Source organism: Parabacteroides vesiculifaciens, from assembly GCF_049860805.1.
GTDB lineage: Bacteria > Bacteroidota > Bacteroidia > Bacteroidales > Tannerellaceae > Parabacteroides.
In genome coordinates, this window is sequence record NZ_CP187555.1 from 1,120,757 (window position 1) to 1,147,684 (window position 26,928).

The following is a 26,928-nucleotide window of genomic DNA, read 5'->3' on the forward strand; positions in this document are numbered from 1 at the left end:
GACTACGCTGTCGCCTGCGAAACTCGCTTCGCTCAAACAGCGCAGGCTCCGGACGCTTCGTCTTTGCCCTCCGCTTTACGCCCATCCGCTTAGGCCTTTCCAAGAAAGCTCCGCTTTCTCTTAGGATGGCCGATACTGCCTGTCGTTCTGCGATTCCAATAGAGCCGTTCCGGCTCTATTTCCGGCCTAAGCCTTGACTTTTTGGTTACTTTTGGGCCAAGCCAAAAGCAACTGTCTTTACCGGACCGAAAACAACAACGTCTTCCCGTTCACATCGCTCCACTCTGTCAGGAGCTGGCGCAGTTCCTTGTATTCGGCAGGCGTATAGAGTTGTTTGTTCAGTTCAAGGCTGCGGGTGACGGTTACCGTACGTCCGTTTGTCTTGACGGCGATGGTCAGTTTGCCGGCGGCATTGCTGATCGTCTTATCGGCCTGCGGTGTGCGCAGCTGCATGTTTTCGGGACATTCGATCGTGTATGTGTAGATTTCGCTGACAGGGCGCGGGATCAAGATGTTCTCTTTCCGCTGACTATTCAGATAGCCATAAGGCAAGTGGGAGAAGCCGGAAGCATCGTCAGGCAGTATGATCGTAGCATATCCGTTTTGTACGTTTAGGGAAGCCGGGGTTCCCATGTTGCCTGTCGTGAAATAAGGTAATATCTCTTTCCCTATGGATCCTTTGGTCATAGTCATCAAATTACCATCTTTTTTGAATGTCAGTGTGATGTCATTCTTGATCTGGTAATCTTCAAGAGTAGGAACGGCAACGGCGACGGGCTGTCCGGTCGTCAGGCTGAAAAGCGGAGTCCGGTCGAAGTTCACCGTTTGCGGTCGTCGGGTGGAAGAGGGAGAGAAGAGATACATTTCGCCGTTCACCATGCAGGAGACAAGCAGTTGGTCGATCGCTTTCAGGGCCAGCCCTTTTTCGGCATGAGCCTGGTAGGTAGCCATCGGTTCGGCCTTAAAGCCGGCTCCGGCGAGCAATCCGGCGAGCAAGTTGGCTTTTTCGGCTTCGGTCCCGTAAGCGGTGCTCATGACAGCATCGGCAGGGCGGAGACGGTAGCCGGTCTGATCCAGCGTCAGCCTGTTGCTTGCAACATGATTGGTCGTGTATTCGAGGATGGCTTGCAGCTTGTCTTCATCCTTATCCTTGCCTTCGGTCAGGCTTTCCGCCAAAGTCGTGAGTTGTAGATCGCCGGCCGGATTGAATTGTTTGGACAGGGTGGCCAATGCTTCCCCCTCGGATGCATACGTTGTGGCAGCTAAAAAAGGAACGTCGCCATTCCGGACAGAGACGAACGGGGCGCGTGAAGAAGCCGGGAGGTTGCGCAATGTCCAGGTGGTCGTGCGGACACCGTTGCCTTGCTTGACGGACGGCTTGGCGTTGTTGTTTGCCAGCGTGAAAGCGACTTCTTTGGTTTCCGGTGTCACGATGGAAAGAGTGTATTCCTTGACGGGAGAAGTCTGGAGCAGCTCTTCGAAAACGTCTACTTCCGGCAGATAGCCCGGCCGGGAAGTGACCGTATAGTCGAGGTAGATCGTCGCTCCCAACTCCAATCCGGTGTGGACAACTACCATTTCTTTCAGGTGGTTGTAAGCCGGGGCGTCGGCCGCATTGCGGGGAAGAACTTCCACGAAAGCGTTGTCCGGCGTCTTGATGATCGTGCCGTCTTTCTGCCGGGTGTAAGACGAGTTGATCTTCAGTTCCTGGTACTGCGGGTTGTAGACGATGAAACTTTCCCCGTATGTGCCATTCATGGCTGTATGGGTGAATAGCGTCAGTTCCATGTTGTAGCGGAACTCCTGGCTGCCGTCGGCACGGAGTGTCCAGGTCTTTGCCAGTTTCTTATATTCGGCTTCCGATGCTCCAAAGGCTGTCGTAGCCATAAGCAGCAGGCAAAGGAGGAAGGCGAGTTTATGTTTGTTTTGTATCATTTTGATTTATGATTTATGATTTATGATTTTAGATAGGGTACCATTCCTTCTAATAGATAGGGTACCATTCCTTCTAATAGATAGGGTAACATCCCTTCTAAGGGATAGGGTATCATCTATTCTAAGGGATAGGGTACCATCTATTGGAAGGAATAGGGATCATCTTTTTATGACGATATATTCTCCAAATGACTTATGGGCATTCACGGCGTTGCGGAAGCCGTCCCAGTCGCCTGCTTCGTACACGCGTTTCTTCAGTGCCAACCTCTGGTGCAACAGTACTTTGCCGCCCTCTTGGCGGAGGGATCCTTCGAAGTCGGCGGCAGGGCTTTGCGCACGGTCTTCTTTCCCGTCAATCGCCAGCTTATAGCCTGCGGGAAGCTGGATCGTTTCGTCCAGTTCGACTAAGCGCGAGCAGGCGTCCTTGAAACCATATTGGCGTTCTTTGAGGTCGGTGTCGATGCGCAGGTAGCTTTTCACCTGGTTGTAAAGGTTGTTCATCACCATCGGCTTGAACAGCATTTCCCCTTCGCCGGGAAGGGCGTAACCGGGGATTTCATAACGGAATGTCATCTTGATCGGTGCAGCCTGGTAGTTCTTCGGGTCTTTGCCGTAGTCTACGCTGATAAGGCGCGCTTTGGGCGAGACGGCAAGAAGCTGGCTTTCCAGTGCAGACTGCCATTGGGACTGCCAGCCGGTGGTGAAGATGCGGCGGATGTTGCTGTCCGACTGCCCTTCGGCTGTGATGGTGAACTGTCCGGTCAGCGTGCCTTTGGCATCTAAGCGGTTGTCGGCCTTGATGCGGACGTAGTGGTTCTCGGGCGCGGAAACCGGTGTGAGGCAAAGGTCCGAACCTTCGGGAACGCCCGGCAGGTAGTTCTGCTGCTGCTCGGCGCTGCTCCACAATTCGCGACAAAAGGGGACCCAGGTCGGATCGAGCGGCATATAGGTCCCGCTGGAAAGTTTCACGACGGCGACACAGTGGTTGAAGTGGTCGGCCGGGATGCTTTCCACGCGGCTGCCTGCCATCGTCATAGCCGGATAGGCTTCGAAGCCTGCCATGCGCAGGAAGGCAACCAGGGTGCCGGCGATGTCTTTGCAAACGCCGCAACGGTCCGTGTAGTTCATCGTCAGGTTATGCAACGTGTAGCCTTCGCCTTTACCCATCGAGATGCCGGAGTAGCGGATGTTGTCGGCGACCCAGTGGGTGAGGACGGCTATCTTTTCCATCTCGGTCTTCTTGCCCCGGATCAGTTCGTCCACCTTCTTCTGTGCTTCGGGGATGGCGTTGAAGCTGCCGTAGTCTTCGTTCACCTTATTGAACCAAAGGGATTTGTCCTGCCAGCGCGGTGTGCTGGACATCATCAGCTTCGGCGCAGCGTCGAAGAGGTCGACCATGTTCGGTTCGCGTTTGGCTGGCATGATGTCGGTGCTGACGAACGTATAGGCCTTCCGGCCGTCTTCGTAACGCATGGAAGAGGAGCATTCGCCTTGGTAGAACTGGAACTGCATCTCTTTCTCCATCGGGATATTCACTTTATAGACCTTGCGGACGGTCGGTTCGGTCGCCCAGAAAGGGACGATGTCGTAGAACTGGCCGCGCATGGGCGGGATGAAACGGGATTCGTCGTCACCTGCACCGTCAGCCAGCAGGGCATAGGTGAAACCTTTCTTGTCGATTTGGTAATCGATGATATCGCCCGGGTCGAGGCGGCCTATTTCCATCATGATCTGTCGTGCCCCCCAGTAGATGGCGCGGGCGGGAGCGGCGTAGTCCTGTTGCCGGGTGATGTCGAGGTTGACCACGTCGCCGTTGGCTTTGTAGATGGTGACGCGATGGAACTCGGCGTGTGCCGTCAGCGGGTCGTAATCGTATTTGAGGATGCGATTGGCGACAGCTCCGCGCGTGTTCATGACTTTGACGATCTTGCAGACGGTGAAGGAACCGGAGCCGGTGGGCTGCACGGTCACAGCGGTACTGTCTAACAGGTTTACACAGTCGTAGCCTGCGTATACTTCCGGCTTCTGTAGAGTCGGATCGGGTGCCGTCCGGCAACTTTCCCCACTTTGTCCGTGGGCGGACGCGGTGGCGAGGAGGGCGGAGGCGAGGATTGATAAGTACTTCATAAACTATAGTGTTTTTTTAAATGTTTATTCTGCTACTTTTGGCTTGATCCAAAAGTAACCAAAAGATCAAGGCTTAACCTGCTTCGCTACTTCGTTCCCTTCGTTCGCTGTCGCAGCAAAACTCGCTTCGCTCAAACAGTTGCTGCTCCGGGCGCTCACTCCGGTCACTTCGCTTAACGCTCATCAGCTTAGGCCGGAGGTAGAGCCTGACGGCTCTGTTGAGGATTGCAGAAAGCAGATCCTTTATACAATTGCTTTGCCAGCTTCCTGCATGCCGCCCGGTCGATCTTTCCGCTACCGGTGAGGGGGATTGCTTCGACCCGGAGGATGTGCTTCGGACGCTGGTATTTGGGCAATATTTCAAATATCTTTTCTTCCAGTGATCGGAAAGGCTCGTTTCCGATGGTCGGAACAATCAATAAGACCATTGCCTCCCCGAACTTCGGGTCCGGAACGGATGTTATGGCAAAGTTAGCAGAAATAACGGGACGCAAGGCTTCTTCCACGCTCTCCGTCTGTATTTTGATGCCTCCGCTGTTGATGATGTTGTCTTTCCTTCCCAAGATGCGGAAACGGCCGTCCGGGAGCAATTCGGCTACATCGTTCGTGACGAGTGTTTCATCGGCGACGAGCGGGGCGTCTATCACCAGTGTATCGTCTGCCGAAAGCGATAGCTTGACAGAGGGGAAAGGCGTGTAATAGGGAGATGCGTCGGGCCCGTTCAACCGCCGGAGGGCGATGTGCGAGAGCGTTTCCGTCATTCCGTAGGTGGAGTAGACATGTATAGGCAATTCCTGTATACGGGTTTCCAGTTCGTGGTCGATGGCACCGCCTCCGATGATCAGGATATCGGTCCGGCAGAGGCGTTCCCGTTCTTCCGGGACTTGCAGCGTGTTGTAGACTTGCAACGGGATCATGGCGGCGAACCGGAGCGGCGTGTCGACGTCTGCCATCGGATGGCCGGAAGGTTCGTGCACGATCAGGTCCAACCCCGCTACGAGTGAGCGGACGACCATCATCTTCCCGGCGATATAGCGGAGCGGCATACAAAGGAGCGCTTTGTCCCCTTGCCGCAACCCCAGGTAATCGCAGGTGAGACGGGCACTGTTTATCATCTGTTCCTTGCGAACCGTGATCCGTTTAGGGGTGCCTGTCGAACCGGAAGTCTGTACTTCCAGATAGGGAGAAGCAGACTCCCAGTCAGAGAGAAAGGCTTTTAAGTCTTTCTCCGGCTGAGAGCTGATAGCTGAAAGTTGTGAATGGCTACTTGTCGTGTCCATCTTTATATTATATTATATTCTTAATCTCAATTCTCCATTTTCAACTACCAACGGCATGTCGATGTTGTCGGTGAAGAGGGTGCCGGTTCCCAGCCCTTGCGGAAGCGGATTGTCAAAAGTCGCGCACCATTGGGCGATGGCGTTCAGGCCGATATTCGATTCCAAAGCCGAAGTAGCCCACCAGCCGATCTGCTGTTCCTGGGCTTCTTTGATCCATTCGCTACATCCGTACAGGCCTCCGTGAAGGGACGGTTTCAGGATGATATATTGCGGGTTGATGAAAGAGAGCAGCTCTTTCTTTTTCTCCGGCGTGTTGCAGCCGATCAGTTCTTCGTCGAGGGCGATGGGAACGGGGGAAGAGGCGGCCAGGAGTGCCATATCATCCCATTGTCCGGCGCGGATGGGCTGTTCGATCGAGTGCAGGTCCAGTTCTGCCAGGCGGTTCAGTTTCGCCATCGCTTCATTTGGCGAGAAGGCGCCGTTGGCATCGACGCGAAGCTCGATTTCGTCGGCGGAGAATTGTTCGCGGATTATACGCAGGATTTTCAACTCCTTTTCAAAGTCGATCGCTCCGATCTTCATTTTGATACAACGGAAGCCGGATTCGATTTTATCGGCAACCTGTTCCGTCATCTCTTTATAGCTGCCCATCCAGATCAGCCCGTTGATCGGAATACCTGCTTCACCACGCGAGAAAGGTGTGTCCCAAAGGGCTATACTATTGGCTTCGAAGCCTAAGAGCGCAGTTTCCAAGCCGAACAGGATGGAAGGATAGTCACGAAGCCCTTCTATATCGATCCGGCCTGTGTTGACGAACTTCTGGCAGGCTTTTGCCAGTACTTCCTCATATTCGGGAATATCGTCGCAACTCAGGTTAGGCAGCGGAGCACATTCTCCAACCCCGTAACGCTCAGGATCGTCTTTTGAAGAAAGAGCCAGGAACCAGCTTTTCCGTTTCGTATACGTTCCGCGTGAAGTGCCTGCCGGTTTCTTGAAGTGCAGATCTTTGGGATAAATCTTGATTCTGTAGTGTGTAATCATCTTTGATTATTTTTGATTGTTGTTTAATACAAATTTATTTAATTGATTTTTCAGTTCCTGGATATCTGGCAAAGCTTGCCGGATATTTTCGGGAAGTTCGTTATAAGTATAAGAACTGACTCCTATCGGTTTATTGATATCTCTCAATGAGAATTCAACCTCATAATTGTCTTTTCCTTTACAAAGAAGTATACCGATTGTCGGCCGGTCGTATTCATCGCGTACCAGTTCGTCGATTGCGGAAATATAGAAATTGAGTTTTCCGACAAATTCAGGTTCGAATTCTCTTGCTTTCAGCTCGATGACGATATAGCCTTTTAGGCGGGTGTGATAAAATAAAAGATCCAAATAATAATCCTTTTTACCAACTTTAAGGAGATATTGTCGTCCCATGTAAGCAAAGCCTTTCCCTAATTCAAGTAGAAATTGGGATATTTGCAGGACAAGTCCGTTCTCGATATCCCGTTCCGCTGCTTTTTCGGATAATTGGAGAAAATCAAAATGATAAGGATCTTTTAGCAATTCATTTGCCAGTTCACTTTGCGGAGGAAGGAGTGTTTTTGTGAAATTGTTGATCGACTTCCCTTGCTGGTTGAACAGGTCTTTTTCGATATGATATTCCAGAATGGCACGGCTCCAACCGTTCTCTATGGTCTTGTGGATGTAAAAAAGGGCTTCTTTGGGAGTTTTGATTCTGGTTAGGATTAGGTCGTGATGTCCCCACGGGACTTCAAAAAGAGGGCTGTCATACAATTCTGCCACAACTTGTGGCAGAATTGTATGTTCTTGACTATAGAATAGATAAAAGCGTTTGCATTTCCAAAGATTACGTGCTGACAATCCCTTTATATCCGGAAATTCAGCCTGCAAGTCTTTGCTTAGCTGTTCTATAAACCCGCTCCCCCACAGGGAAGCCCGCTGCTTTTCTACAATTTGTTCGCCAAGGTTCCAGTAAAGACGGATTAATTCGCTGTTTACTGCAATCGCAGCTTTGATTTGGCTCTTCCGGATATTGGCTTTCAGTTCGGTGAGCCATAGGCGATAATCCTGTTGGTTGGATAAATGTTCCATTCTTTTTTATTTATTGATAGTTAAGTAATCGGTTTTTAAGGGAACTTCGGATAATCTTCGAAGCGGGGACGGCGTTTTTCGAGGAATGCTTTGCCGCCTTCCTGGGCTTCGTCGGTCATGTAGTAGAGCATGGTGGCGTCGCCTGCCAGTTCCTGGATTCCGGCTTGCCCGTCCAGCTCGGCATTGAGGCCGGCCTTGATCATGCGGAGGGCGAGCGGGCTGAGCAACATCATCTCTTCGGCCCATCCGACATATTCGTCTTCGAGCTTATCTAAGGGGACAACCTTGTTCACGAGACCCATGTCGAGCGCCTCCTGTGCATTGTACTTGCGACAGAGGAACCAGATCTCACGCGCTTTCTTCTGGCCGACGATACGGGCCAGATAAGACGAACCGAACCCCGCATCGAAACTCCCCACGCGAGGACCCGTCTGTCCGAAAATCGCATTCTCGGAAGCAATCGTCAAGTCACAAACCACGTGCAACACATGTCCGCCACCGATCGCAAAACCGTTTACGGCAGCGATGACCGGCTTCGGAATGGAGCGGATCTGTTTTTGCACATCGAGCACATTCAGACGTGCCACACCGTCTTTGCCGATATAGCCGCCGTGGCCTTTCACATGCATATCGCCTCCGGCACAGAAGGCGGTATCACCGGCTCCGGTCAGCACAACGACACAGATATCCGGCCGTTCGCGGCAGATATAGAGGGCGTCGCTCATTTCCGTCGTTGTCGTCGGGGTGAAAGCGTTGCGATAACGTTCGCGATTGATGGTGATGCGGGCAATCCCGTTGTAGAAATCGAACAGGATTTCTTCATATTCTTTGATGGTTGTCCATTCTCTTTTCGTTTCCATAAAATGAATTTTAAGTTATAAATTATCAGTTATTGACTGTTGAAATACCGATCATGACCGGCGTGCCATCCGTATTGTTCTTATTTCTTTAGTTGGTGGTAATATTCTTTAAGCAGCCGCACATCTTCGGCAGCGTCCGTGAAGACTTCCATCAACATCGGCCGGCTGTAGGCTTCAGGTTGGGTGAAAGTCGCCATTGCTTCCGTCAGTTCGCCTTCGTTATGGACGGGAAGGTAGGCGAATCCCCGTTCTTCGGCCCATCCTTTGGCAGAGGTCTTGTGCGTGGCGGTCACGAAGCGGTGCGTTTTGTCTTCCATCTTCAGTCCGGGCAGTGCCTGAAAGATCTCGCCGCCTCCGTTGTTGAGCAGGAGGATGCGCAGGTTGCAGCCGAAGTTGGTATTCCAAAGAGCGTTCATGTCGTAGAAGAAACTCAGGTCGCCGATCACCACGAAATTCAGTTTATCCGAGCAGACGGAGTAACCGATGGCGGTCGAGAGAGACCCTTCTATGCCGCTCGTCCCCCTGTTGCAGCAAACTTCGACCTCTTCGGGAAGCGTGTATAGCTGGGCGTAGCGTACGGTCGAACTGTTACCCAAATGGAGGGCGGCAGGCGCGGGAAGCGATTTGACTAACGCTCCGATCGCAGCCATCTCCGAATAGGCAAATTCCGGCTCAGGCAGGTCGCGGGTGTTGTTCTCCCAGATACGGGGAAACTCCGTCGTGCGGTTCTCCAGCAGGTAGGCGATCTTCTCGAGAAACTCGAACGGGTCCATCTCGATAACGGTCGTCAGGGAGCCGTAAAGGTCCGCCACCCCGCCGTCGAGCGAAACATGCCAATGCTCGCGGGGCGGATGCTTGCGGAGGAATTGTTTGAGGCGTTTCGATACGATATGTCCGCCATAGGTAATCAGCAGGTCGGGAACCATCTTCTCCAGCGTCTCTTCCGGCAGGGCGTAGAGGGCGGCGTCGAAGTTCTTTACCGGGATGCCGGGGATGATCTTGTTTCCCGTGTGTTCCGTCAGCCAGGCGAAATGCTTGTATAGCAGTTTGGAATATTTCTTTTCAAAGAGATAGATCAGGCTCATCTGTCCGGCGACGATCATGCGGCGGTTGTAATTGTTCAGCCGTTCGATGAGTCCGGTGTATTCGCGGTCGTAGACGTTCAGTCCTTGGTAGCGGGTGATGACGCGCACCTTCGGCAGTTCTCCGGTCGTGAAGCGGAACAGCGGTTCGGAGATCGGTACGTTGATATGCACCGGCCCTTTCCCATGATGGTTCAGTTCGAGCAAGGCTTCGTTGATGAGGCGGTTGCAATGCCACTCGTCCTCGTCGGTATGTATCTCCGGCAGGTTGACGGATTTCTTGACCAGCGAACCGAATACACCGGGTTGCGGAAGCGTCTGCCCGTCCATCTGTCCGATCCAGGCGCCGGGGCGGTCTGCCGAGATCACGACCAGCGGCACTTGCTGATAGAAAGCCTCCGACACGGCGGGATGAATATTGAGCAACGCACTGCCCGATGTGCAGCAGATAGCTGCCGGGCTACCACCATGCAAGGCCAGTCCGACGGCGAAGAAAGCCGCGCTCCGTTCGTCCGTCACCGGATAGCAGGAGAAGAACGGATGGTTGGCAATCGTATGCACGATAGGAGAGTTGCGGCTGCCGGGACACAAAACGATTTTCTTGACGTTATGTTCGATGAGCAGGGCTACAAGCTGCAGGATGTTTTTCTTATCTGAGTACATAATGTGTTTATTTGCTGCGATACGATGGTTCGCATGCTTTTTTTGCAAAGATAGCATCAATGGCGTAAAAAACATATATCTTTGTTGCACTTCCTTCGCATGATTTCCAATATAGATCTTTATATAACTTGTTTTCGGCGTCGTCAGGAATATATTTGACGTCGTCGGGTATTTACACGACGTTGCCAAGAATATGTTCGGCGACGTCGAGAACAGATTACACTGGTACAAAAATGCAGATGAATGGGATGGAAACAGTGAATCTATGGGAAGGAAACAGGCCGGAATAGTAAGTATGAAAAGAAAAAGGCTTCGCCTGCCGGAGAGTTCCGGGGCGAAGCCTTTCTGCTTGCTTCTATTTCAAAAGTTACTTGTTCAGAACTTCTGCATGTTCAGGTTCTTGTCCACCAGGACGCCGTCGATTGCTTTCAGGTTGAATTTAACCTTGCGTTTCGCTTTCAGCTTGATGGTGAAGAGGGCTTCTGAACCTTCGAGCGTCTTTTTGTCACCGAGGTTGACAAAAGTGGGATAGAGTGCCTTTTGGCCGCTGGTATGCAGACGGTCGTAAGTCAGGTTTTCCATCGCACCCAGACCGGCAGGTTCGATGCCGGCAAATTCATAATCCTGCTGGTCGTACGGCAGGGCGAAGCTCAGGGCGTTGACTGCCTGGAGGCTGTCGCCTTTGACGGTGATCTCAACAATCTCGCCGGCGTTGTACGTCTGTTTCGGAGTGGAGAGCGAGAGTGTTCCGGCTACGCGGTCCGTACCCGGATCTTCAATGCCGTCCTCCAATTGGGTTGCCACAACCGAGATGTCGTAGGCGTCGATCAGGCCGTTGCGGTTGATATCGCCTGCACTGACATAGTCGAAATCGCTGTCGCCGCGGCGCAGGCCTGTGTAGTTCATATACGAGGTCAGGTCGTTAGCATCGATCTTTTTGTCGTTGTTGATGTCGCCCGGCAGATAGCTTTCCGTTCCCGGAACCTTGAATACATACAGTTCGCGACCGGAAGCATAGTTTCCGACGCCTTCCGTGATATGCAATTTGATGTAGCGGGCTTTCGGCTGGTCTTTGAATGTGAATGTTTTCACGTCGCCGTTGCGTTCCCAGCGGAACGAGTCGGCAGCCGTCCAGTTTTCCTTATCCATGCTGTAAGCCACGTCGCCGGCAAGGATCGTACCGTTGCCGCCATCCTGACGGGACAGGTAGTTGAACTTATCCAACTGGTTGATCGTACGCAGGTCGATGATCATGTCGAACGGCATTGCGTTCTTGCGATACTTCGTGTGGAACATATCGCCCAGCTCTGCAAAGTCGAACAGACGGAAGATTTCGAAGCCTTCCTGCTCTTCGGCTGTCACTTCGCCACGGATACCTTTGATGGCAAATTCCAGCGGGTTGGACTTTGTCTTGACGGAGAAATCAGACCAGTCGGAATGGCCGTCCTTGTTGACTGAGCGGATCTTGAACGAATAGTCTGTTTCGGCAGAGAGGTCGTCGAACAACAGTTCGGTGTTCTTGATCTGTGTATAAAGCATGCCGCCCGTTTCTATTTCGTAGAAGTCGGCGCCGGAAACTTTGTTCCAGGTCGGTTTCAAGGTGTAGGCTTCCGTGTTCTCGTCCGTCACCAGAGCGGTCGGAGCGGTCAGCGAGCCGGTAGAGACGCGGTGGGTGTCGGGCATATCGAACTTATAGCCGTCGATAGTGACAACTGTTCCATTTGCGGTAATGTCAGCCGGAGCCAGTTTGACTAACAACTGCGGGTTCTTGGTGATCGTCACCTTTTCGAATTCGCTTCCTTTGGTGGCGAACTTGTTCAGGTTCGGAGTGGCGTCGTAGAAATAGACGTTCGTACCGTTCAGATATTCGTCCATCGAACGGGCGGCGGTCAGTTTCACTTTGGAGGAACCGACTTTGGCGGTGATCTTCTTCGGCTGTTCCGAGAGGTTGATACGTAGTTCGGTTGTTTTATCTTTCACGAAACCGTCGAAGTCGCCTTTTGTCGGGTGGATTGTGATGGTGACGTTGGAAGAACCACTCATTTCCGATTCGATCAGCGTTGTTGCGCCTTCACCTTTCAGATAGGCTTGAGTTTTGCCATCATCGTCATATTCTGTGAATGAACTGTTGCCAAACGGATAGAGTTCGTAGATACGCAGGTTTTTGTCGATTTCCTTTACATTATTATTAGGATTCGTCATCGGGATGATCGCGCCGGCTTTCACAAATACGGGGAGTTTCCAAAGCGGTGATGCGAAGTTGTTGACAACACAGCCGCCCGTGTATTTCTCACCGGTGAAATAGTCGAACCATTCGCCTTCAGGCAGATAGATGCCATCGCGGATGTCGTTACCCTTTTCGTCCATCGCTGTCTCCTGATAGATCGGGGCAACGAGGAAGTTCGGGCCGTACATAAACTGATATTCCGTAGCCTTGCCGTATGTATAAGGATTCGGGTCTTCGAGGAACATGGCGCGAATCATCGGCTTGCCGTCCACTGCTTCGCGGGCGATGCTGTAAGCGTACGGCATCAGGCAGGATTTCATCTTCAGATACCAGCGGTTGATGGAAGTAGCCGGTTCGCCCAAGGCGTGCGGATATTTCTCGTTCGATCCCCAGCCGTCCATGTTCAGCTCCATCGGTGTCCAGGTTTTCCACTGGAAGTCGCGGGTGTTCATCGCCAGGTTCTTGCCGCCGAAGATACCGTCCATGTCGGACGTGATGTTCGGTTGTCCGGAAAGACCGGAACCGATGTAGGTCGGGATGTGGAACCGGATATATTCCCATTGTCCGCCCGTCTGGTCGCCCGACCAGACACCGGCATAACGTTGCGTGCCAGCCCAGCCGTCGAGCGAGATGATGAACGGACGGGCATCGTTTCCGTAGTACGGCATGATATGTCCGACGTCGGCCACGCCGTTCAGCCCGAACGAGTAGCCCCAGCCGACCCATGCCACGTCTGTCTTCAGGACACGGACGCCTGCATCGCGCACCTCTTTTACGATGTCGCGTTGCAACAAAGCGCTGATGCTGTCTTTCGGGTGCAGGTCGGATTGTGTCCAGAGCCCTATCTCGACACCGTTTTTATGGGCGTAGTCGGCGAGGCTCTTCAGGTTCTGGATATTACCGTCCAACGTTTCGGTTTGTCCGTAACCGGCTCCGTAGCCGTCGTTCGGCAGCAGCCAACCGAGCGGCATATCGTGATTCTTGTAGCGGTCGATCACGGCGCGGGCGGAGAACTGGTAATTGTTCTTTTCGCCGTTCAGCGATTCCTTGATACCTCCGTTGTCTTTCTGGCTTTCCTTGTAGCGTTTGCCGTCTTCGAAGAGGATGCCCTTTTCGTCTTCTTTCCAGTAGTCGCGGTTGTAGGCATTCAAATGTCCCTGGTAGAACCCGAACTTGGGCAGCAGCACCGGGTTTCCGGTCAACTGGTAGAAATCGTTCAGAAGTGCTACGGGGCCGTCGTTAACCATATAGAAAGCATCCAGATAGTCCGTATCGTGAGAGAGTTTCACCGTGCCCTTTTCGGCAGCGCCGAAGTCATATTTTCCCTGTTTGAAAGTGTACCACATGAAGCCGTAGCCATTTGTGGACCAATAGTAAGGAGTAGGCGAGGCCACGCCGCCGTCTGTCCAGCTGTTCTGGTTTTCGATGGCGATTGCTTTTCCCTTATGCGAGAAGCGTCCGTTTTGCACACCGCCGCCATAGAAATATTCGCCGGGGTTTTCTTTCAGCGTGAGGATCGTTTTGCCCTTTTCGTAAGTCACCGGCTTGGCTTCTTCAAAAGCGACCGTGTTTGTGGCGAGGTTGGTGACTTTCAGCAAGCCGGTCGATTTATCCAGTTGGAGTTTGACTTTCCCGGTTGTGATGGTCACTTGCCCGTTCTCGTCCATGATATCCAGCTTGGAAACCGGACGGCGGGGATTGTTTACGAGGATCTGGGCTTCCGGTTTCGCCTGCGGGTCGCGCAGGATGCCGCCGCTTGTGTCCTGGAACATACGGAAGATGTTGTCTCCGTAGAAGTCGAATGTCATCCGCTGGTTGTTGGAAAACACGACGTCGACCGTAGTCGGGTTGATACGCTGTACACCTTTGATTGTTTGCGCCTGCTGGGCGATGGCGGTTACATGATCGGTGCCGGTCACAGCCATTAATGGAGCAGGGGAGAACATCAATGGCATAGCGAGGGCGATCAAGATCGCCTGTTTCTGTTTACGATTAGCCATTAAGCGTTTCATGTTTAAATTAATTGATTTATTAGGTTTTTATATTCTGAGACAAAAGTACATAAAAATTCTATTACTTTTCCCTGGATCTTTTGGTTACTTTTGGATCAAGCCAAAAGTAATGTAATAAATATTACCTATCAGTTGATAGATAAACCTTATCCTTGCATTTAATGTTAGTATATTATAAATGCTTACATTGCACGAAACACAATTAAACCGGAAATTCCATGAAAGAGAAAATCGATCAGTTGGCGGCGCTCAATCACCAGGCAGAGTTAGGTGGTGGAGAAGACCGGATCGCCAAGCAACATGCGGCAGGAAAGTTGACTGCCCGTGAACGTATTGAACTGCTCCTTGAAAAAGGAAGTTTTGTCGAAGTAGATAAGTTTGTCACCCACCGTTGCACCGAGTTCGGACTGGAAAAACAGCGTCCGCTGGGAGATGGGGTGGTAACCGGCTACGGGATGATAGGCAAACGTACGGTTTTTGTCTTCGCCCAAGACTTCACGGTCTTTGGCGGTGCCCTCTCCGAAACGTATGCGCGTAAAATTTGCAAGATTATGGATATGGCGATGCAGTTGGGTGCTCCGGTGATCGGCCTGAACGATTCGGGCGGGGCGCGTATCCAGGAAGGCGTCCGTTCGCTCGCCGGATATGCAGAGATATTCCTGCGCAATTCGCTGGCTTCGGGTGTGATCCCGCAGATCAGCGCCATCATGGGCCCGTGTGCCGGTGGAGCCGTTTATTCGCCTGCGCTGACCGATTTTATCTTTATGGTGAAAGATTCCAGCTATATGTTTATCACAGGCCCGGAAGTCGTGAAGAGCGTGACGCAGGAAGAGGTGACCATGAACGAACTGGGCGGCTCGGAAGTGCACAGCACGAAATCGGGTGTCGCCCATTTCACGGCCGACAACGACATGGAATGCATCCTGAAGATACGCGAACTCATGTCTTTCCTCCCCAACAACAACATGGAGGAACCTCCGTTTGTCCCGACCACCGACAGCGCGAACCGCATCGACGAAAATCTGAACAACTTAGTCCCGACCAATCCGAACCAGCCCTATGACATGCGCGAACTGATCCTTTCGGTTGCGGACGACAACAACTTCTTCGAAGTGCAGGAAGAATACGCCCGCAACATCCTGATCGGCTATATCCGCCTGAACGGGAAGACCGTCGGTGTCGTCGCCAACCAACCGGCAGCCCTCGCCGGGACGCTCGATATCAATGCGTCGGTCAAGGCCGCCCGCTTCGTCCGTTTCTGCGACGCGTTCAACATTCCGTTGCTGACATTCGTGGACGTGCCGGGATTCCTTCCGGGTGTGAACCAGGAGTATGAAGGCATTATCCGCCACGGAGCCAAACTGCTCTATGCCTATTGCGAGGCGACCGTCCCGAAAGTAACGGTTATCACCCGCAAAGCCTACGGAGGCGCCTACGACGTGATGAGTTCCAAACATATCCGCGGCGATATCAATTTCGCCTATCCGACGGCCGAGATCGCTGTGATGGGGCCGGACGGCGCCGTCAATATCCTTTTCCGCAAAGAGTTGAAGAAAGCCGAGGATGTCGAAAAGAAACGTAAGGAATTGCAGGACGATTACCGCGAGAAATTCGCCAATCCGTACCGTGCCGCCGAGTTGGGATATGTCGACGAGATCATCGAACCGTCGGTAACCCGCCCGCGCCTGATCCGCAGCTTCGAGCTGTTAGCCAACAAACGGCAGTCCAATCCGCCGAAGAAACATTCCAATATTCCACTTTAAAACGCAGCCGTTATGATTAAGAAAGTATTAGTAGCCAATCGCGGCGAGATCGCCATGCGTATCTTTCGTACCTGCCGCGTGATGAATATTCCCACCGTTGCCATCTATACCCATGTCGACCGTGGCGCCCTTCATGTCCGGTATGCCGAAGAAGCCTACTGCATCTCCGAGGATGTGGCCGACACTTCCTACCTCAAACCCGAACTGATCCTCTCGATCGCCAAGAAAACGGGAGCCGCCATCCATCCCGGATACGGTTTCCTGTCGGAGAATGCCGATTTTGCCCGCCGCTGCGAGGAAGAAGGCGTGATCTTTATCGGTCCGAGCGCCGACGTGATCGCCCGCATGGGAGTCAAGACCGAGGCGCGTAAGATTATGGCTGAAGCCGGTGTCCCGATCGTTCCCGGAACCAAGGAACCCGTTGCCGGCCTCGAAGAAGTGCGCCGCGTGGCAGCCGAAGTCGGTTACCCCATCATGCTGAAAGCCCTTGCCGGAGGTGGTGGAAAAGGGATGCGCTTAGTGCGCGACGAGGCAGGGTTAGACGAAGCCTTCCGACTTTCCCGGTCGGAAGCCGCCAACTCGTTCGGCGACGATGCCATCTATATTGAGAAATATATCGAACATCCGCACCATATCGAAGTGCAGGTCTTGGGCGACAAATACGGTAATGTGATCCATCTCTACGACCGCGAATGCTCCATCCAGCGCCGTAACCAGAAAGTGATCGAAGAATCCCCGTCGCCCTTCGTCAAGGAAGAGACGCGGCAGAAGATGCTGGAGGTTGCCGTCGAAGCCTGCAAGAAGATCGGGTACTACAGTGCCGGGACACTTGAATTTATGATGGATAAGGACCAGAATTTCTATTTCCTCGAAATGAATACCCGCCTGCAGGTGGAACACACCGTGACCGAAGAGTGTACCGGCGTCGACCTCGTGCGCGACATGATCCTCGTGGCCGCCGGAAATCCGCTTCCCTATAAGCAGGAAGACATCGAGTTTCGCGGAGCCGCCATCGAATGCCGCATCTATGCCGAAGACCCGGAGAACAACTTCATGCCGTCGCCCGGAATCATCAAGGTTCGCGAAGCCCCCGAAGGGCGTAACGTCCGTTTAGACAGCGCCGCCTACGCCGGTTTCGAAGTCTCCCTCCACTACGACCCGATGATCGCCAAGCTGTGCGCCTGGGGCCGTAACCGCGAGTCGGCCATCTCCAACATGGTGCGCGCCCTCCGCGAATACAAGATCTTAGGGATTAAGACGACGATCCCGTTCCACCAGCGTGTGCTGCACAACGCGACCTTCCTCTCCGGCAACTATGACACGACCTTCATCGACACCAAGTTCGACAAGGAGGACCTGAAACGCCGCCAGAGCAATGATCCGCTTGTAGCCGTGATCGCTGCCGCTATCAAACATTTCGAGCAGGAGAAGGAAGCTGCCGCACGGGCAACGACCGTCCCGCTCGTCGGAGAATCCCTGTGGAAGTATTACGGCAAATTACAGATGACTGCCAATAATTATTAAAAATATCCTTGTCCCTGCATCGTATGCGGGGCCGCAAAAGGACTGTCTGATAAAGGCAGTGCCCATGCGATCCTGCGTCAGGCGCGGGAACGAGGTAAGTAAGGAGGAATTTATTATGTCAGCAAAAGCATTAGCGACTTATTTCGCAACAGTAAACGATATACCCGATACCGAATTCAAGGTCGAAATCCTCGAAGACGGTCCGGTAAAGAAAGTTTCCGTCAACGGTAAGATATACGAAGTGGATTATAATATGGGAGGCGACACGATCCATTCGATCATCCTGAACCATAAATCGCACGGCGTCCAGATCTCGAATATCGGCAACGACGTCTATGAGGTAAAGAATAAAGGCGATTATTTCCAGGTCCAGGTGATCGACGAATTGAAGAAGATGCGCCAATCCCGCATCCGTTCAGCCGCCGCCGGCCGCCAGGTGATCACCGCACAGATGCCGGGCGTGATACTCAAAGTCCACGTCAAGCCCGGCGAAGAAGTTCAAGCCGGAACTCCGCTCTGCGTACTCGTCGCCATGAAGATGGAAAACGAGATCCGCAGCCCGATCGACGGCGTCGTGAAGGAAGTGTATATTAACGACGGCGACAAAGTTTCCGTCGGCGATAAAATGTTAGTGGTAGAATAGTTTTTTTGTTCTTTTTGTGGTTTTCATGGTGGTGAAAGGGAGGATTTGGAAAGATTCTCCCTTTTGATTGTTTTATTTTGTTTTGATCATTTAAAATCATTAACTTGCGCGCTGTTTAATATAGTTTAATCATTTAAAAATGTATATTATGAAAAAGAGTTTATTCTATTTAATGGCCTTATTTTGTGCCTTAAATCTTTTTTCATCTTGTGGAGACGACGATGAAAAAAAAGATGAACCAACACCGGAGGACACAACTTGGAAAGCTGTTGCTGGTTCGTATACTGCAGACAAACTTAAGTTGACTTATAATGGTCAAGAACTTAATAATCAATATGTTATGATCGAAGCCGTTTCGGCAGAGAAAGCAACTGCTACCCTGAAAGGAATGGTTGCAGGTGTGGACGAAGTGAAAGTTGACCTCGTTATGTCGAAAGCTACAAAAGCGGAAGAAGTAATTGCCAATTATAGTCTGGAAGGAACTGCAACAGTGGAAGGTAGTCGTACAGTGTCTGTTACTGGAAATGTGAATGCAGGTGTCCTGACTTTAGCCGTTGCCATCAAAGTCGATTCTCCCCTTATTGGTACGTGGGTATTCCCGCCTTATGTTCCGTCTGATATAAATGGAGATGGTAAAATTGATGCAAATGATTATAATGTAATGGGAGGTAGTTTCTTCATGAGCCTGACTACCGAATCAGGAGAGATAGCGTTTGGAGGACAGACTATTCCGGATTATCAATTCTGTGCGTTTGCCGATCAAAAAGCAGAGGCGGCTATTGCAGAAGTAGCGCCGGAGATTACATTCCTTGAAAACGGAAATATAACAATTTCCTTTACGAAAGAGGGAAAAGCAACTAAGTTAGAAGGTCTTATGGAATATTACGTAAAAGATAAAATGTTATATGTAACCCTTGACATTACCGCATTGATGGGAATGCTTAAATCGGAAGACAATACATTGGCAGAGCTCATAGCAATGGCTCAAAATGGTATTCCTTTAGTACTTGAAGAAGAGGATGGCGAATATAGTATTTTGATCAATAATACGCTCGCAACATCTTTGGGTACGCAACTGGCTCCTGTAATGGAATTAATAGCCGGCATTATGCCTGATAAAGCAGAGATGATCGGTCAGATCGGAACTTTGCTTCCTGTTATTATGGCTGACAAAGATTTTATGGTAGGAATCAATTTGTCTAAAAAATAATCATATATAATTAATCCAATATTATAGATTGAATTGTCTATTTTTATGATAACGCCGGTTATTTTTTCGGAATAACCGGCGTTAACTTTTTTGTGTTGTTTGTTTCATTTGGATTACTTACCTTCACGCCGTTTTTATGTATAATTTAAAAAGAAGATTATGAAGAAAAATCTATTTTTTGTGTTTACGATGCTTTGCGCATTGAGTTTCTTCACTGCTTGTAGTGATGATGATGACAATAAGACTGATGACAGTTGGAAAGCTATTTCTGCGACTTATACAGCAGAAACATTGAATTTAAAGTTTGGTGGTGCCGAAGTGACTGGCCAATCTGTAAAAGTAAATGCAAGTTCGGCTGAACAAGCAGCTATTACATTAGCAAATCTGATTCCGGGTGAGGCTGAAGTGACGATTGATACAAAGATGGTGAAAACAGGTGAAAACTATACATTGGAAGGTAACAATGCGAATGATTTGCGTACTGTATCTGCTAAAGGTATTGTTGAGGCCGGAGTTCTGACTTTGGATGTGACTTTTAAAATCACAGCTCCTATTGCGGGAACTTGGAAATTAGCTGAAGTAGTTAAAGATGAAAACGAAACTTTTGTATCGGGTCCTGTGTCTATGGTTTGGGAAGCTGCTGAAGGTACTATGCTTGGATTTTTGCCTGTGACTTCTATTCCTGCAGTGGCTGAAGGTTTTGGAAGTTTAGCTTTGGTACAGGTTCTTCAGAGTGTTACGTTCCAGGAAGATGGGCAGATTGTAGCTTCTATTTCTAAAGCAGGAATGGATTTGGCTAAACCGGTCACACCTGTTTGGGAAACGTCGGAAGCAGGATATGCTTCATATAATGTGACGGATAAGCAAATCCTTGTCTTTTTGGATATTACTAAGATTATGGGAAGCCTAAAGAGTAAGGCTGGCATAGAAGATCTTCCGTTAGAACAAATTATGGCTTTATTACAAAATGGTATTCCTGTTAATTATGAAATTGGTTCTGATGGTAAATCTGCCCGTGTGTATATTGATAAAGCGTTAGTAAGTCAGATTGTTCCTTTATTACCTACGTTAGCAGAACTTATCGGTGATGATGCTTTAGGAGGAATGGGACAATTAGTTAAGACAATGCTGAAAGCTTTTCCTGAAGCGATGGAAAAGACAACAAAATTTGAAGTTGGATTGAAATTGGTAAAATAATTCATTAATTTTTAAATAGAAAAAGGATGCGTCGATTCGATTGCATCCTTTTTTATTTATAATATATCTTTTTATTGGGTGTAAAGGAATAAGCAGGAAGAACCAAACCAACAGGTATTCCTTTTTTTGCGATAAGCAGCGGATTTCCGTGCAATAGGCATTCTTCTCTCCATACGGTATTTGAAGCCGGATTTCAGAAAAACTATATAAACTATAATATTTACTCCCGCTTCAATTTGAAGTGGGTTTCTGTATAATATATATCTGATATGAGGTTAAGGTTTGATTTATAGTAATTTGAGCTTTGTATTTGCAATTTAGCCTTTATCTGATTTTCCTTTATCATGAATGTTTCACGGACAAACTATTTTTATTAAATATAAATCCAACATAAATGGGTGAATTTTGTCCGTGAATAAGGAGAAAAAGTTTTTAATAATTAGTTGCTTATTGATGTAATTATCTGTTTATTAGTTTATTGAGTGCGTATTTCATGAAGTATGCACTCAGATTACAGCGGTGGAAGTTTTGGAAGTTTTTACAACTTTCTGCTCCCGTCTCTTACCTCGGTGCCTTCTGGTACAAATAAATCGCAATAAACGTGTACAATATATTCGGGATCCAAGCGGCCATAGCAGGGCTGAGGCTCCCGTTGATGGCGAAGGTCGATGTGACGGTGGTGAAGAGGATGTAAGAGAAACTCAATGCCAGCCCGATACCGATGTTCAATCCCATGCCACCTTTGATCTTGCGGGAGGATAGCGAGGCTCCGATGGAGGTCAGGATGAAGGCGGCCATGATGGCGGCAAAACGTTTGTGATATTCGATCTGGAACGTCTGGATATTACCGATCCCCCGTTTCTTTTGGCGGTCGATGTAGGTGGACAGTTCGGGAGAGGTCATCGTCTCGCAGTCGTTGACCGAGATGAGGAAGTCCGAAGGGACGATTGTCAACGTGGTGTCCATGCGGCTCCCCTCGGTGATATGCTCGCGCATCCCGTCGAAGTCGCGGATCATATAATCAATCAATGTCCAATTGTAGAGCGAATCATATTTGATGGAATTTGCCGTAAGACGTGAAATCATCTTCTTGTCCTCGAAATGCTCCAAAGAAAAACGGTAACCCATTCCGGAGCGTGCATCGTAGCGGTCGAAATAAGCGATTACCCCCGGCTCGATCTCCAACTGGGCGGAACGGACATAATCCACCTTCTTATTCTTGATATATTTGTTCTGAAAGTCGATACGCGTGGCATTGGCAGGCGGAATGATATAAGCATTCAGCGCAAACGTACTGAGTGCAATGATCCCTGCCGAAATCGCGTAAGGCAACATCAGTCGCCGGAAACTCATCCCGCTCGCCAACATGGCAATGACTTCCGAATTGTCTGCCAACTTCGAAGTGAAGAAGATAACGGCAATGAAAGTAAACAACGGACTGAACAGATTCGCAAAATAAGGAATGAAGTTCATGTAATAGTCGAAAACGATCGCTTTCAACGGCACGTCCGGACTTAGGAATTTATCGATCTTTTCATTTATATCGAAGACAACCGAGATAGCGATAATCAGGGCAATCGCGAAGATGTAAGTACCCAAGAATTGCTTGATGATGTACCAGTCTATCCGTTTCAGTTTGAATTTCATGTGACAGCTTGCTTATAACCGGTTAGATAACTGACGGACCATCTCACTTTTCCAGGAGGTGAAATCGCCGGCAATGATATGTTTGCGTGCCTCTTTTACGAGCCACAGGTAAAACGCGAGGTTATGGATCGATGCCAGTTGAAGCCCCAGCATCTCGTTCACCTTGATCAGATGGTGCAGATAGGCCTTGCTGTAGCGTGTGTCGATAGCCGAATGGGCATCCGGATCGATGGGAGAGAAGTCGCTCTCCCATTTCTTATTACGCAAATTGATTGTGCCGAAGCGGGTAAATATCTGTCCGTTCCGCCCGTTGCGTGTCGGCATGATGCAGTCGAACATATCGACGCCCCGTTCGATCGCTTCCAGAATGTTGATCGGCGTACCGACTCCCATCAGGTAGCGGGGCTTGTCCTTCGGCAGTATCTCGTTGACCACTTCGATCATCTCGTACATCTTTTCAGTCGGTTCGCCTACTGCCAGGCCGCCGATCGCATTGCCGTCCGCGCCCTTTTCCGCTACATTCTCGGCAGCCTTTCGACGCAGTTCCGGATAAACGCAACCTTGTACAATCGGGAAAAGGCTCTGCTGATACCCATATTTCGGCTCCGTAGAGTTGAAACGTTCGAAACAACGGTCCAGCCAACGCTCCGTCAGGCCGAGGGATTTTTTCGCATACTCATACTCGGCATCGCCCGGGCAACATTCATCGAAAGCCATAATGATATCGGCCCCGATGATCCGTTGGATATCCATTACCTTCTCCGGGGTAAAAAGATGCTTGGAACCGTCGATATGCGAACGGAACATAGCGCCTTCCTCATGTAACTTGCGGTTTTCGGAAAGCGAGAAGACCTGGAAACCTCCGCTATCCGTCAGGATCGGCCGGTTCCATGTATTGAACTTATGCAGTCCGCCTGCCTGTTCCAATATCTCCAGTCCGGGGCGGAGATACAAATGGTATGTGTTTCCTAAAATGATTTGTGCATCGATATCTTCCTCCAACTCGGTCATGTGGACACCTTTTACCGTGCCCTGCGTACCGACCGGCATAAAAATGGGCGTTTCAATTACTCCATGATCAGTGGTAATCAGACCCGCCCTTGCATTTGATTTTGTGTCGTTATATTGTAATTCGAATTTCATGGCTGCAAAGATAAAGAAAAGGCCTAACTTTCACAAGTAAGGCCTCATAATATAGTCGGTTATATATCGTTAATCAAAAACCGAAATCGTCGACCTCGACTTCTTTGACTTCCTCTTCTTTGGGCTTTTCGACGAATTTGTGCTCTACGTTTGATTTGACGATGATGGCACGCATCGGACGTACCGGGCAAATCGATTCGCATCCACCGCATCCGATACAGAGGTCTGGGTTGATTTGCGGGATCGTCAGTGTCCCTTTGTAAGGAACCATGTGTACGGCCTGGGTTGGGCAATGTTCGGCACAGGCGCCGCAATCTTTCTCTTCTGTATTAACGACACAACGGCCTTTGAAGAAAGTGGCAATGCCGACCTGCGTCGTCGTCTTCTCTTCGACTGTCAGAGGTTTGATTGCGCCGGTGGGACATACGTCGGAACAGACCGTGCACTCATAATTACAGTAACTGCTGATATAGGCCAAACGCGGTTTCAGCATGTAATCCAAACCGTATTCCAACCCTGTCGGGCGCAGAACTTGGCTCGGACAGCGGACGACACATATTTGGCATCCCGTACATTTATCTTTGAAACGTTCCAGGCTGATAGAACCAGGAGGCGTGAGGGGAGGCCATTTCTTTCTGCCTTTCCTGTTCATTTTCCCTTTGCCCCCTCCTTCGGCAATCGCTGATACCAACGGCAGCGAGGCGGCGACTGTTACACCTGTGGCCAGGAATGTACGGCGGCTGTTGGCGACTATCGGCTGGCTGGAATGTAATTCCTGTACAGTCGGGATATTGGTTGTCGTTTCCACCTGTTTCATACCTGGAAGTTGCAGCCGGTATTGCAGGCCGCCTTTGGCACAGGAAGAAACACAATTGAAGCAATCTACGCAACGGGACGTATCGACCGTCAGGTTTTTACTGTCGATCGCTTCCGCCTTGCAGGTATGTTCGCAGTTTCCGCAATGCGTACAGGCTTCCTTATCGAAAGTTATGCGGAAGAGCGAGTAGCGCGAGAACAGGCTCAACAAGGCTCCGACAGGGCAGATCGTATTGCAGAACAGCCGTCCGCGGAAAACAGTCATGACGATGAAGACAAGCAACGCAACTGTTGCCGCGATCAGACCGGAGGTTGCCACGGTGCTGATCGTCACATGAAACAATGAGTAGTTGTCCACTTTCATCAGCAGGTCGGCAAGAATGTTATTTCCCCACATCACGACCGGACGGAACAGGCTTGCCGCAATACGCCCGAAGTTACTGTACGGGTCCAAAAGCAGGCACAACCCGCTAAAACCGAAAACAGCCATGACTGCCGTAATCGCTAACAGCACATAGCGAAACCAGTTCATCGGCTTGTGATACGTAAAACGGCGGCTTCCTTTCTTCTTTTTTTTGCCGATGCAAAACAGCCGGTTGATGATATCTTGGAATACGCCTGCCGGACATATCGCGGAGCAGTAAATACGTCCGAATACAAGTGCCAGCAAGAGCTGAAACACGATCAGGCCGACCATCCCTCCCAACAGGGCCGGCATCAGTTGCAGATGCAGCAACCCGTGCACGCTATCCGGTAAAACTCCCGAGAAGTCTACGAAAAACAAAAGTATGGGTACAAAAAAGAGGATTGCGAGCAAAACTCTCAATCCCTTTAGGTAATTTCGTCTCTTCATCAGATCTTAATACGTTTGATGTTTATTTTTTTCAGATCGGTGGAACCTAATTTAAGCGCTTCCCCTTTGCTCAGATGCCCGACGGCTGCCATATCCAACTTCTTTACCTGGTTGAACAAAGCGAGGGCGGCCGTATCGACAGCGACGATATTCGGAGAGACGATCATCGACTTCAAGGTAGCCACGTCGGCTGCACTTTTTCCCTGTGGACCGTTCTGATGCATCATTCGGTAGGCATCCACGATATGCAGTACCGGTTTCTTCTGCCAGGTACAGATATCGGCGATACATTGCTGCAAGTCGTTCTGGTGGAAGAAGCGACGGTCCCAAACGATCCCCATCATGTTCTTCATCGCGCATGACAGCTTGGCTCCTCCATGGTTTTTCAGAATGGGAACATTGATCCAGGCATCCGCTTCGATCAGCGACTCGTGTATCTTGGCGCTTTTCAGCGTCACGCCGCCGGGAATGGCTACTTCTTTGAAATATTTCTCATCGTTACCCGGCATGATGATACCGCCCGCTTCCTTTACGGCTGCGGCGATACCGCTTGTCTCGTAACATTTCTGCCAATTATCGCACGTATGGTCGAACACCGTCACTTTTTCGGCTCCTGCTTCGAAACATTTCTTTACGAGCGCCTTTATCAGCCCCGGATTCGTATTCCCGGCCAGTTCCGGCGTACGGTCCCATCCGATATTGGGTTTGATAACGACCTTTTGTCCTTTCTTGATATACTTGCCGATGCCGCCAAGCGCTTCCAACGCCTTGTCGAGCATGGCTTCCGGTTCACCACCCATTACTGCTACCAGGTCGGGCGCTTGTTCTACTGCTACTGTATTCGAGGAGAGAGCTGCCTGCAATCCTTCAAAATTCAGAGATAAGGCTGCACCTGCTACAACACTGGTCTTAAGGAAATCACGACGTTTCATCTTGTTCTATTGGTTTTATGTAGTTTATAAAAGTTTTAACAAAGGTAGATAATCTCTAATATATTCAGTATATTTGACACTAAAAAAAATCATAAAAGATGGATTTATACGCTTATGTTTCAATAGAATCCTTTGTGCACGGCTGTAAAAAGCCGAAGACACCGGGAACATTTACCCTGCGTGTGCCCAATTTGATGTATGCCAGACCGGATGAAGTAACGGGCTACGGTTTATCCCTGCTTCGCCGTTCGATAGTTTTGTATGAAGAACAAAAAGGTGTCAAACAGGAGTTTAGCAAACAAAATATTCCTTTTTTTCGGGAGAACCGCCGGATGCTTATCGGGCCGGAGATGGAGATGTACGCTCTTTCCCTTTATCAAAACCCGGAAATTCCTTCCGGCGTGATGGAAAAGAAGTCTTCCTGTTTGCGGTTGGCTTTCGATTACGGGGCGCTGGGTGAGTATAGTTTGTCGGAGGATAAATACTTGCTTCGTTGCAAATACAATGAGGAAGAGAACCTAAACGCGTTTGTCTCGCAGATGGGACAGGAGTATGACAAATTCTTTTACAATGAAGAGCATACCGGGTTCAAGCGGGATTCACGTTTCTTCTCGATGCTTTGCAATGCCTGTCTGGAAGTAAGGGAACCCCGTTGGGCTTCCGAACAGGAATGGAGGCTCGTGCAATTTTGCGATCCGGCAGAAGCCGGATATGATTTTATCGGTGGTAACCTGATTCCCTATGTGGATTATGCGATCCCGTTCGAATGTCTCCGCCGGATCGCTTTGACGGACCTGACGAAGAATAGTCTGACCTATAGCTCCCTGGCGGGATTTCTCCAGAGTATGGAGTTGCCTCCTGACCGATATTTGGAAGGGATGTTGGAGGAGTAGGATTACTCC

General features: G+C 50.2%; 18 protein-coding genes. 6 read left to right on the top strand and 12 right to left on the bottom strand.

Annotation, left to right across the window (positions count from 1 at the left end):
• Window positions 1-237: 237 nt before the first annotated feature.
• The 8 genes from ACPYIV_RS04405 to ACPYIV_RS04440 form a co-directional block, all read right to left on the bottom strand.
• A complete protein-coding gene (locus ACPYIV_RS04405; protein ID WP_425885743.1) occupies window positions 238-1,935 on the bottom strand; it encodes a DUF3857 domain-containing protein in 1,698 nt (565 codons plus the stop codon).
• A 159-nt stretch (window positions 1,936-2,094) separates the two neighbouring features.
• Window positions 2,095-4,062 (bottom strand): DUF3857 domain-containing protein, encoded by a 1,968-nt coding sequence (locus ACPYIV_RS04410; protein WP_425885745.1) that lies wholly within the window; start codon window positions 4,060-4,062, stop codon window positions 2,095-2,097.
• Between the two features lie 188 nt (window positions 4,063-4,250).
• Complete coding sequence (locus ACPYIV_RS04415) at window positions 4,251-5,342, bottom strand: AMP-binding protein (protein ID WP_425885747.1); 1,092 nt, start codon at window positions 5,340-5,342, stop codon at window positions 4,251-4,253.
• A gap of 12 nt (window positions 5,343-5,354) precedes the next feature.
• On the bottom strand, window positions 5,355-6,383 hold the full coding sequence (locus ACPYIV_RS04420; RefSeq protein WP_293731639.1) for an o-succinylbenzoate synthase: 1,029 nt from the start codon (window positions 6,381-6,383) through the stop codon (window positions 5,355-5,357).
• A 6-nt stretch (window positions 6,384-6,389) separates the two neighbouring features.
• On the bottom strand, window positions 6,390-7,454 hold the full coding sequence (locus ACPYIV_RS04425) for a PDDEXK nuclease domain-containing protein (protein ID WP_425885749.1): 1,065 nt from the start codon (window positions 7,452-7,454) through the stop codon (window positions 6,390-6,392).
• A gap of 35 nt (window positions 7,455-7,489) precedes the next feature.
• Entirely contained in the window at window positions 7,490-8,314 is an 825-nt protein-coding gene (menB, locus tag ACPYIV_RS04430) for a 1,4-dihydroxy-2-naphthoyl-CoA synthase (protein WP_293731641.1), read from the bottom strand.
• A gap of 80 nt (window positions 8,315-8,394) precedes the next feature.
• Window positions 8,395-10,059, bottom strand: coding sequence for a 2-succinyl-5-enolpyruvyl-6-hydroxy-3-cyclohexene-1-carboxylic-acid synthase (gene menD / locus ACPYIV_RS04435; protein WP_425885752.1), 1,665 nt, complete (start codon window positions 10,057-10,059; stop codon window positions 8,395-8,397).
• Between the two features lie 375 nt (window positions 10,060-10,434).
• Window positions 10,435-14,298, bottom strand: coding sequence for a TIM-barrel domain-containing protein (locus tag ACPYIV_RS04440; protein ID WP_425885754.1), 3,864 nt, complete (start codon window positions 14,296-14,298; stop codon window positions 10,435-10,437).
• A 218-nt stretch (window positions 14,299-14,516) separates the two neighbouring features.
• Here ACPYIV_RS04440 and ACPYIV_RS04445 point away from each other — a divergent pair, with 218 nt between their 5' ends.
• From ACPYIV_RS04445 to ACPYIV_RS04465, 5 genes are all read left to right on the top strand, one after another.
• Window positions 14,517-16,061: an acyl-CoA carboxylase subunit beta gene (locus ACPYIV_RS04445; protein ID WP_293731648.1), complete on the top strand. Its 1,545-nt coding sequence runs from the start codon at window positions 14,517-14,519 to the stop codon at window positions 16,059-16,061.
• Between the two features lie 12 nt (window positions 16,062-16,073).
• Entirely contained in the window at window positions 16,074-17,585 is a 1,512-nt protein-coding gene (gene accC, locus ACPYIV_RS04450; RefSeq protein ID WP_425885756.1) for an acetyl-CoA carboxylase biotin carboxylase subunit, read from the top strand.
• Between the two features lie 115 nt (window positions 17,586-17,700).
• A complete protein-coding gene (locus ACPYIV_RS04455; RefSeq protein ID WP_293731738.1) occupies window positions 17,701-18,228 on the top strand; it encodes a biotin/lipoyl-containing protein in 528 nt (175 codons plus the stop codon).
• Window positions 18,229-18,376: 148 nt separating this feature from the next.
• Window positions 18,377-19,438, top strand: coding sequence for a DUF4925 domain-containing protein (locus ACPYIV_RS04460; RefSeq protein ID WP_425885758.1), 1,062 nt, complete (start codon window positions 18,377-18,379; stop codon window positions 19,436-19,438).
• Between the two features lie 159 nt (window positions 19,439-19,597).
• Window positions 19,598-20,635 (top strand): DUF4925 domain-containing protein, encoded by a 1,038-nt coding sequence (locus ACPYIV_RS04465; RefSeq protein ID WP_301705608.1) that lies wholly within the window; start codon window positions 19,598-19,600, stop codon window positions 20,633-20,635.
• 561 nt (window positions 20,636-21,196) lie between these two features.
• Here the strand turns inward: ACPYIV_RS04465 and ACPYIV_RS04470 are convergent.
• The 4 genes from ACPYIV_RS04470 to ACPYIV_RS04485 form a co-directional block, all read right to left on the bottom strand.
• Entirely contained in the window at window positions 21,197-22,282 is a 1,086-nt protein-coding gene (locus tag ACPYIV_RS04470) for an LptF/LptG family permease (protein ID WP_293731652.1), read from the bottom strand.
• 12 nt (window positions 22,283-22,294) lie between these two features.
• A complete protein-coding gene (gene tgt / locus ACPYIV_RS04475; RefSeq protein ID WP_425885761.1) occupies window positions 22,295-23,425 on the bottom strand; it encodes a tRNA guanosine(34) transglycosylase Tgt in 1,131 nt (376 codons plus the stop codon).
• Between the two features lie 73 nt (window positions 23,426-23,498).
• Window positions 23,499-25,094, bottom strand: a complete 1,596-nt coding sequence (locus tag ACPYIV_RS04480; RefSeq protein ID WP_293731654.1) for a 4Fe-4S dicluster domain-containing protein — start codon at window positions 25,092-25,094, stop codon at window positions 23,499-23,501.
• Complete coding sequence (locus ACPYIV_RS04485) at window positions 25,094-26,026, bottom strand: DUF362 domain-containing protein (RefSeq protein ID WP_293731655.1); 933 nt, start codon at window positions 26,024-26,026, stop codon at window positions 25,094-25,096. Before ACPYIV_RS04485 ends, ACPYIV_RS04480 begins: the two co-directional genes overlap by 1 nt.
• Window positions 26,027-26,124: 98 nt before the next feature.
• On the opposite strand from ACPYIV_RS04485, the gene ACPYIV_RS04490 reads away from it, so the two are divergent.
• Window positions 26,125-26,919, top strand: coding sequence for a hypothetical protein (locus ACPYIV_RS04490; RefSeq protein ID WP_293731656.1), 795 nt, complete (start codon window positions 26,125-26,127; stop codon window positions 26,917-26,919).
• The last annotated feature ends 9 nt before the right edge of the window (window positions 26,920-26,928 follow it).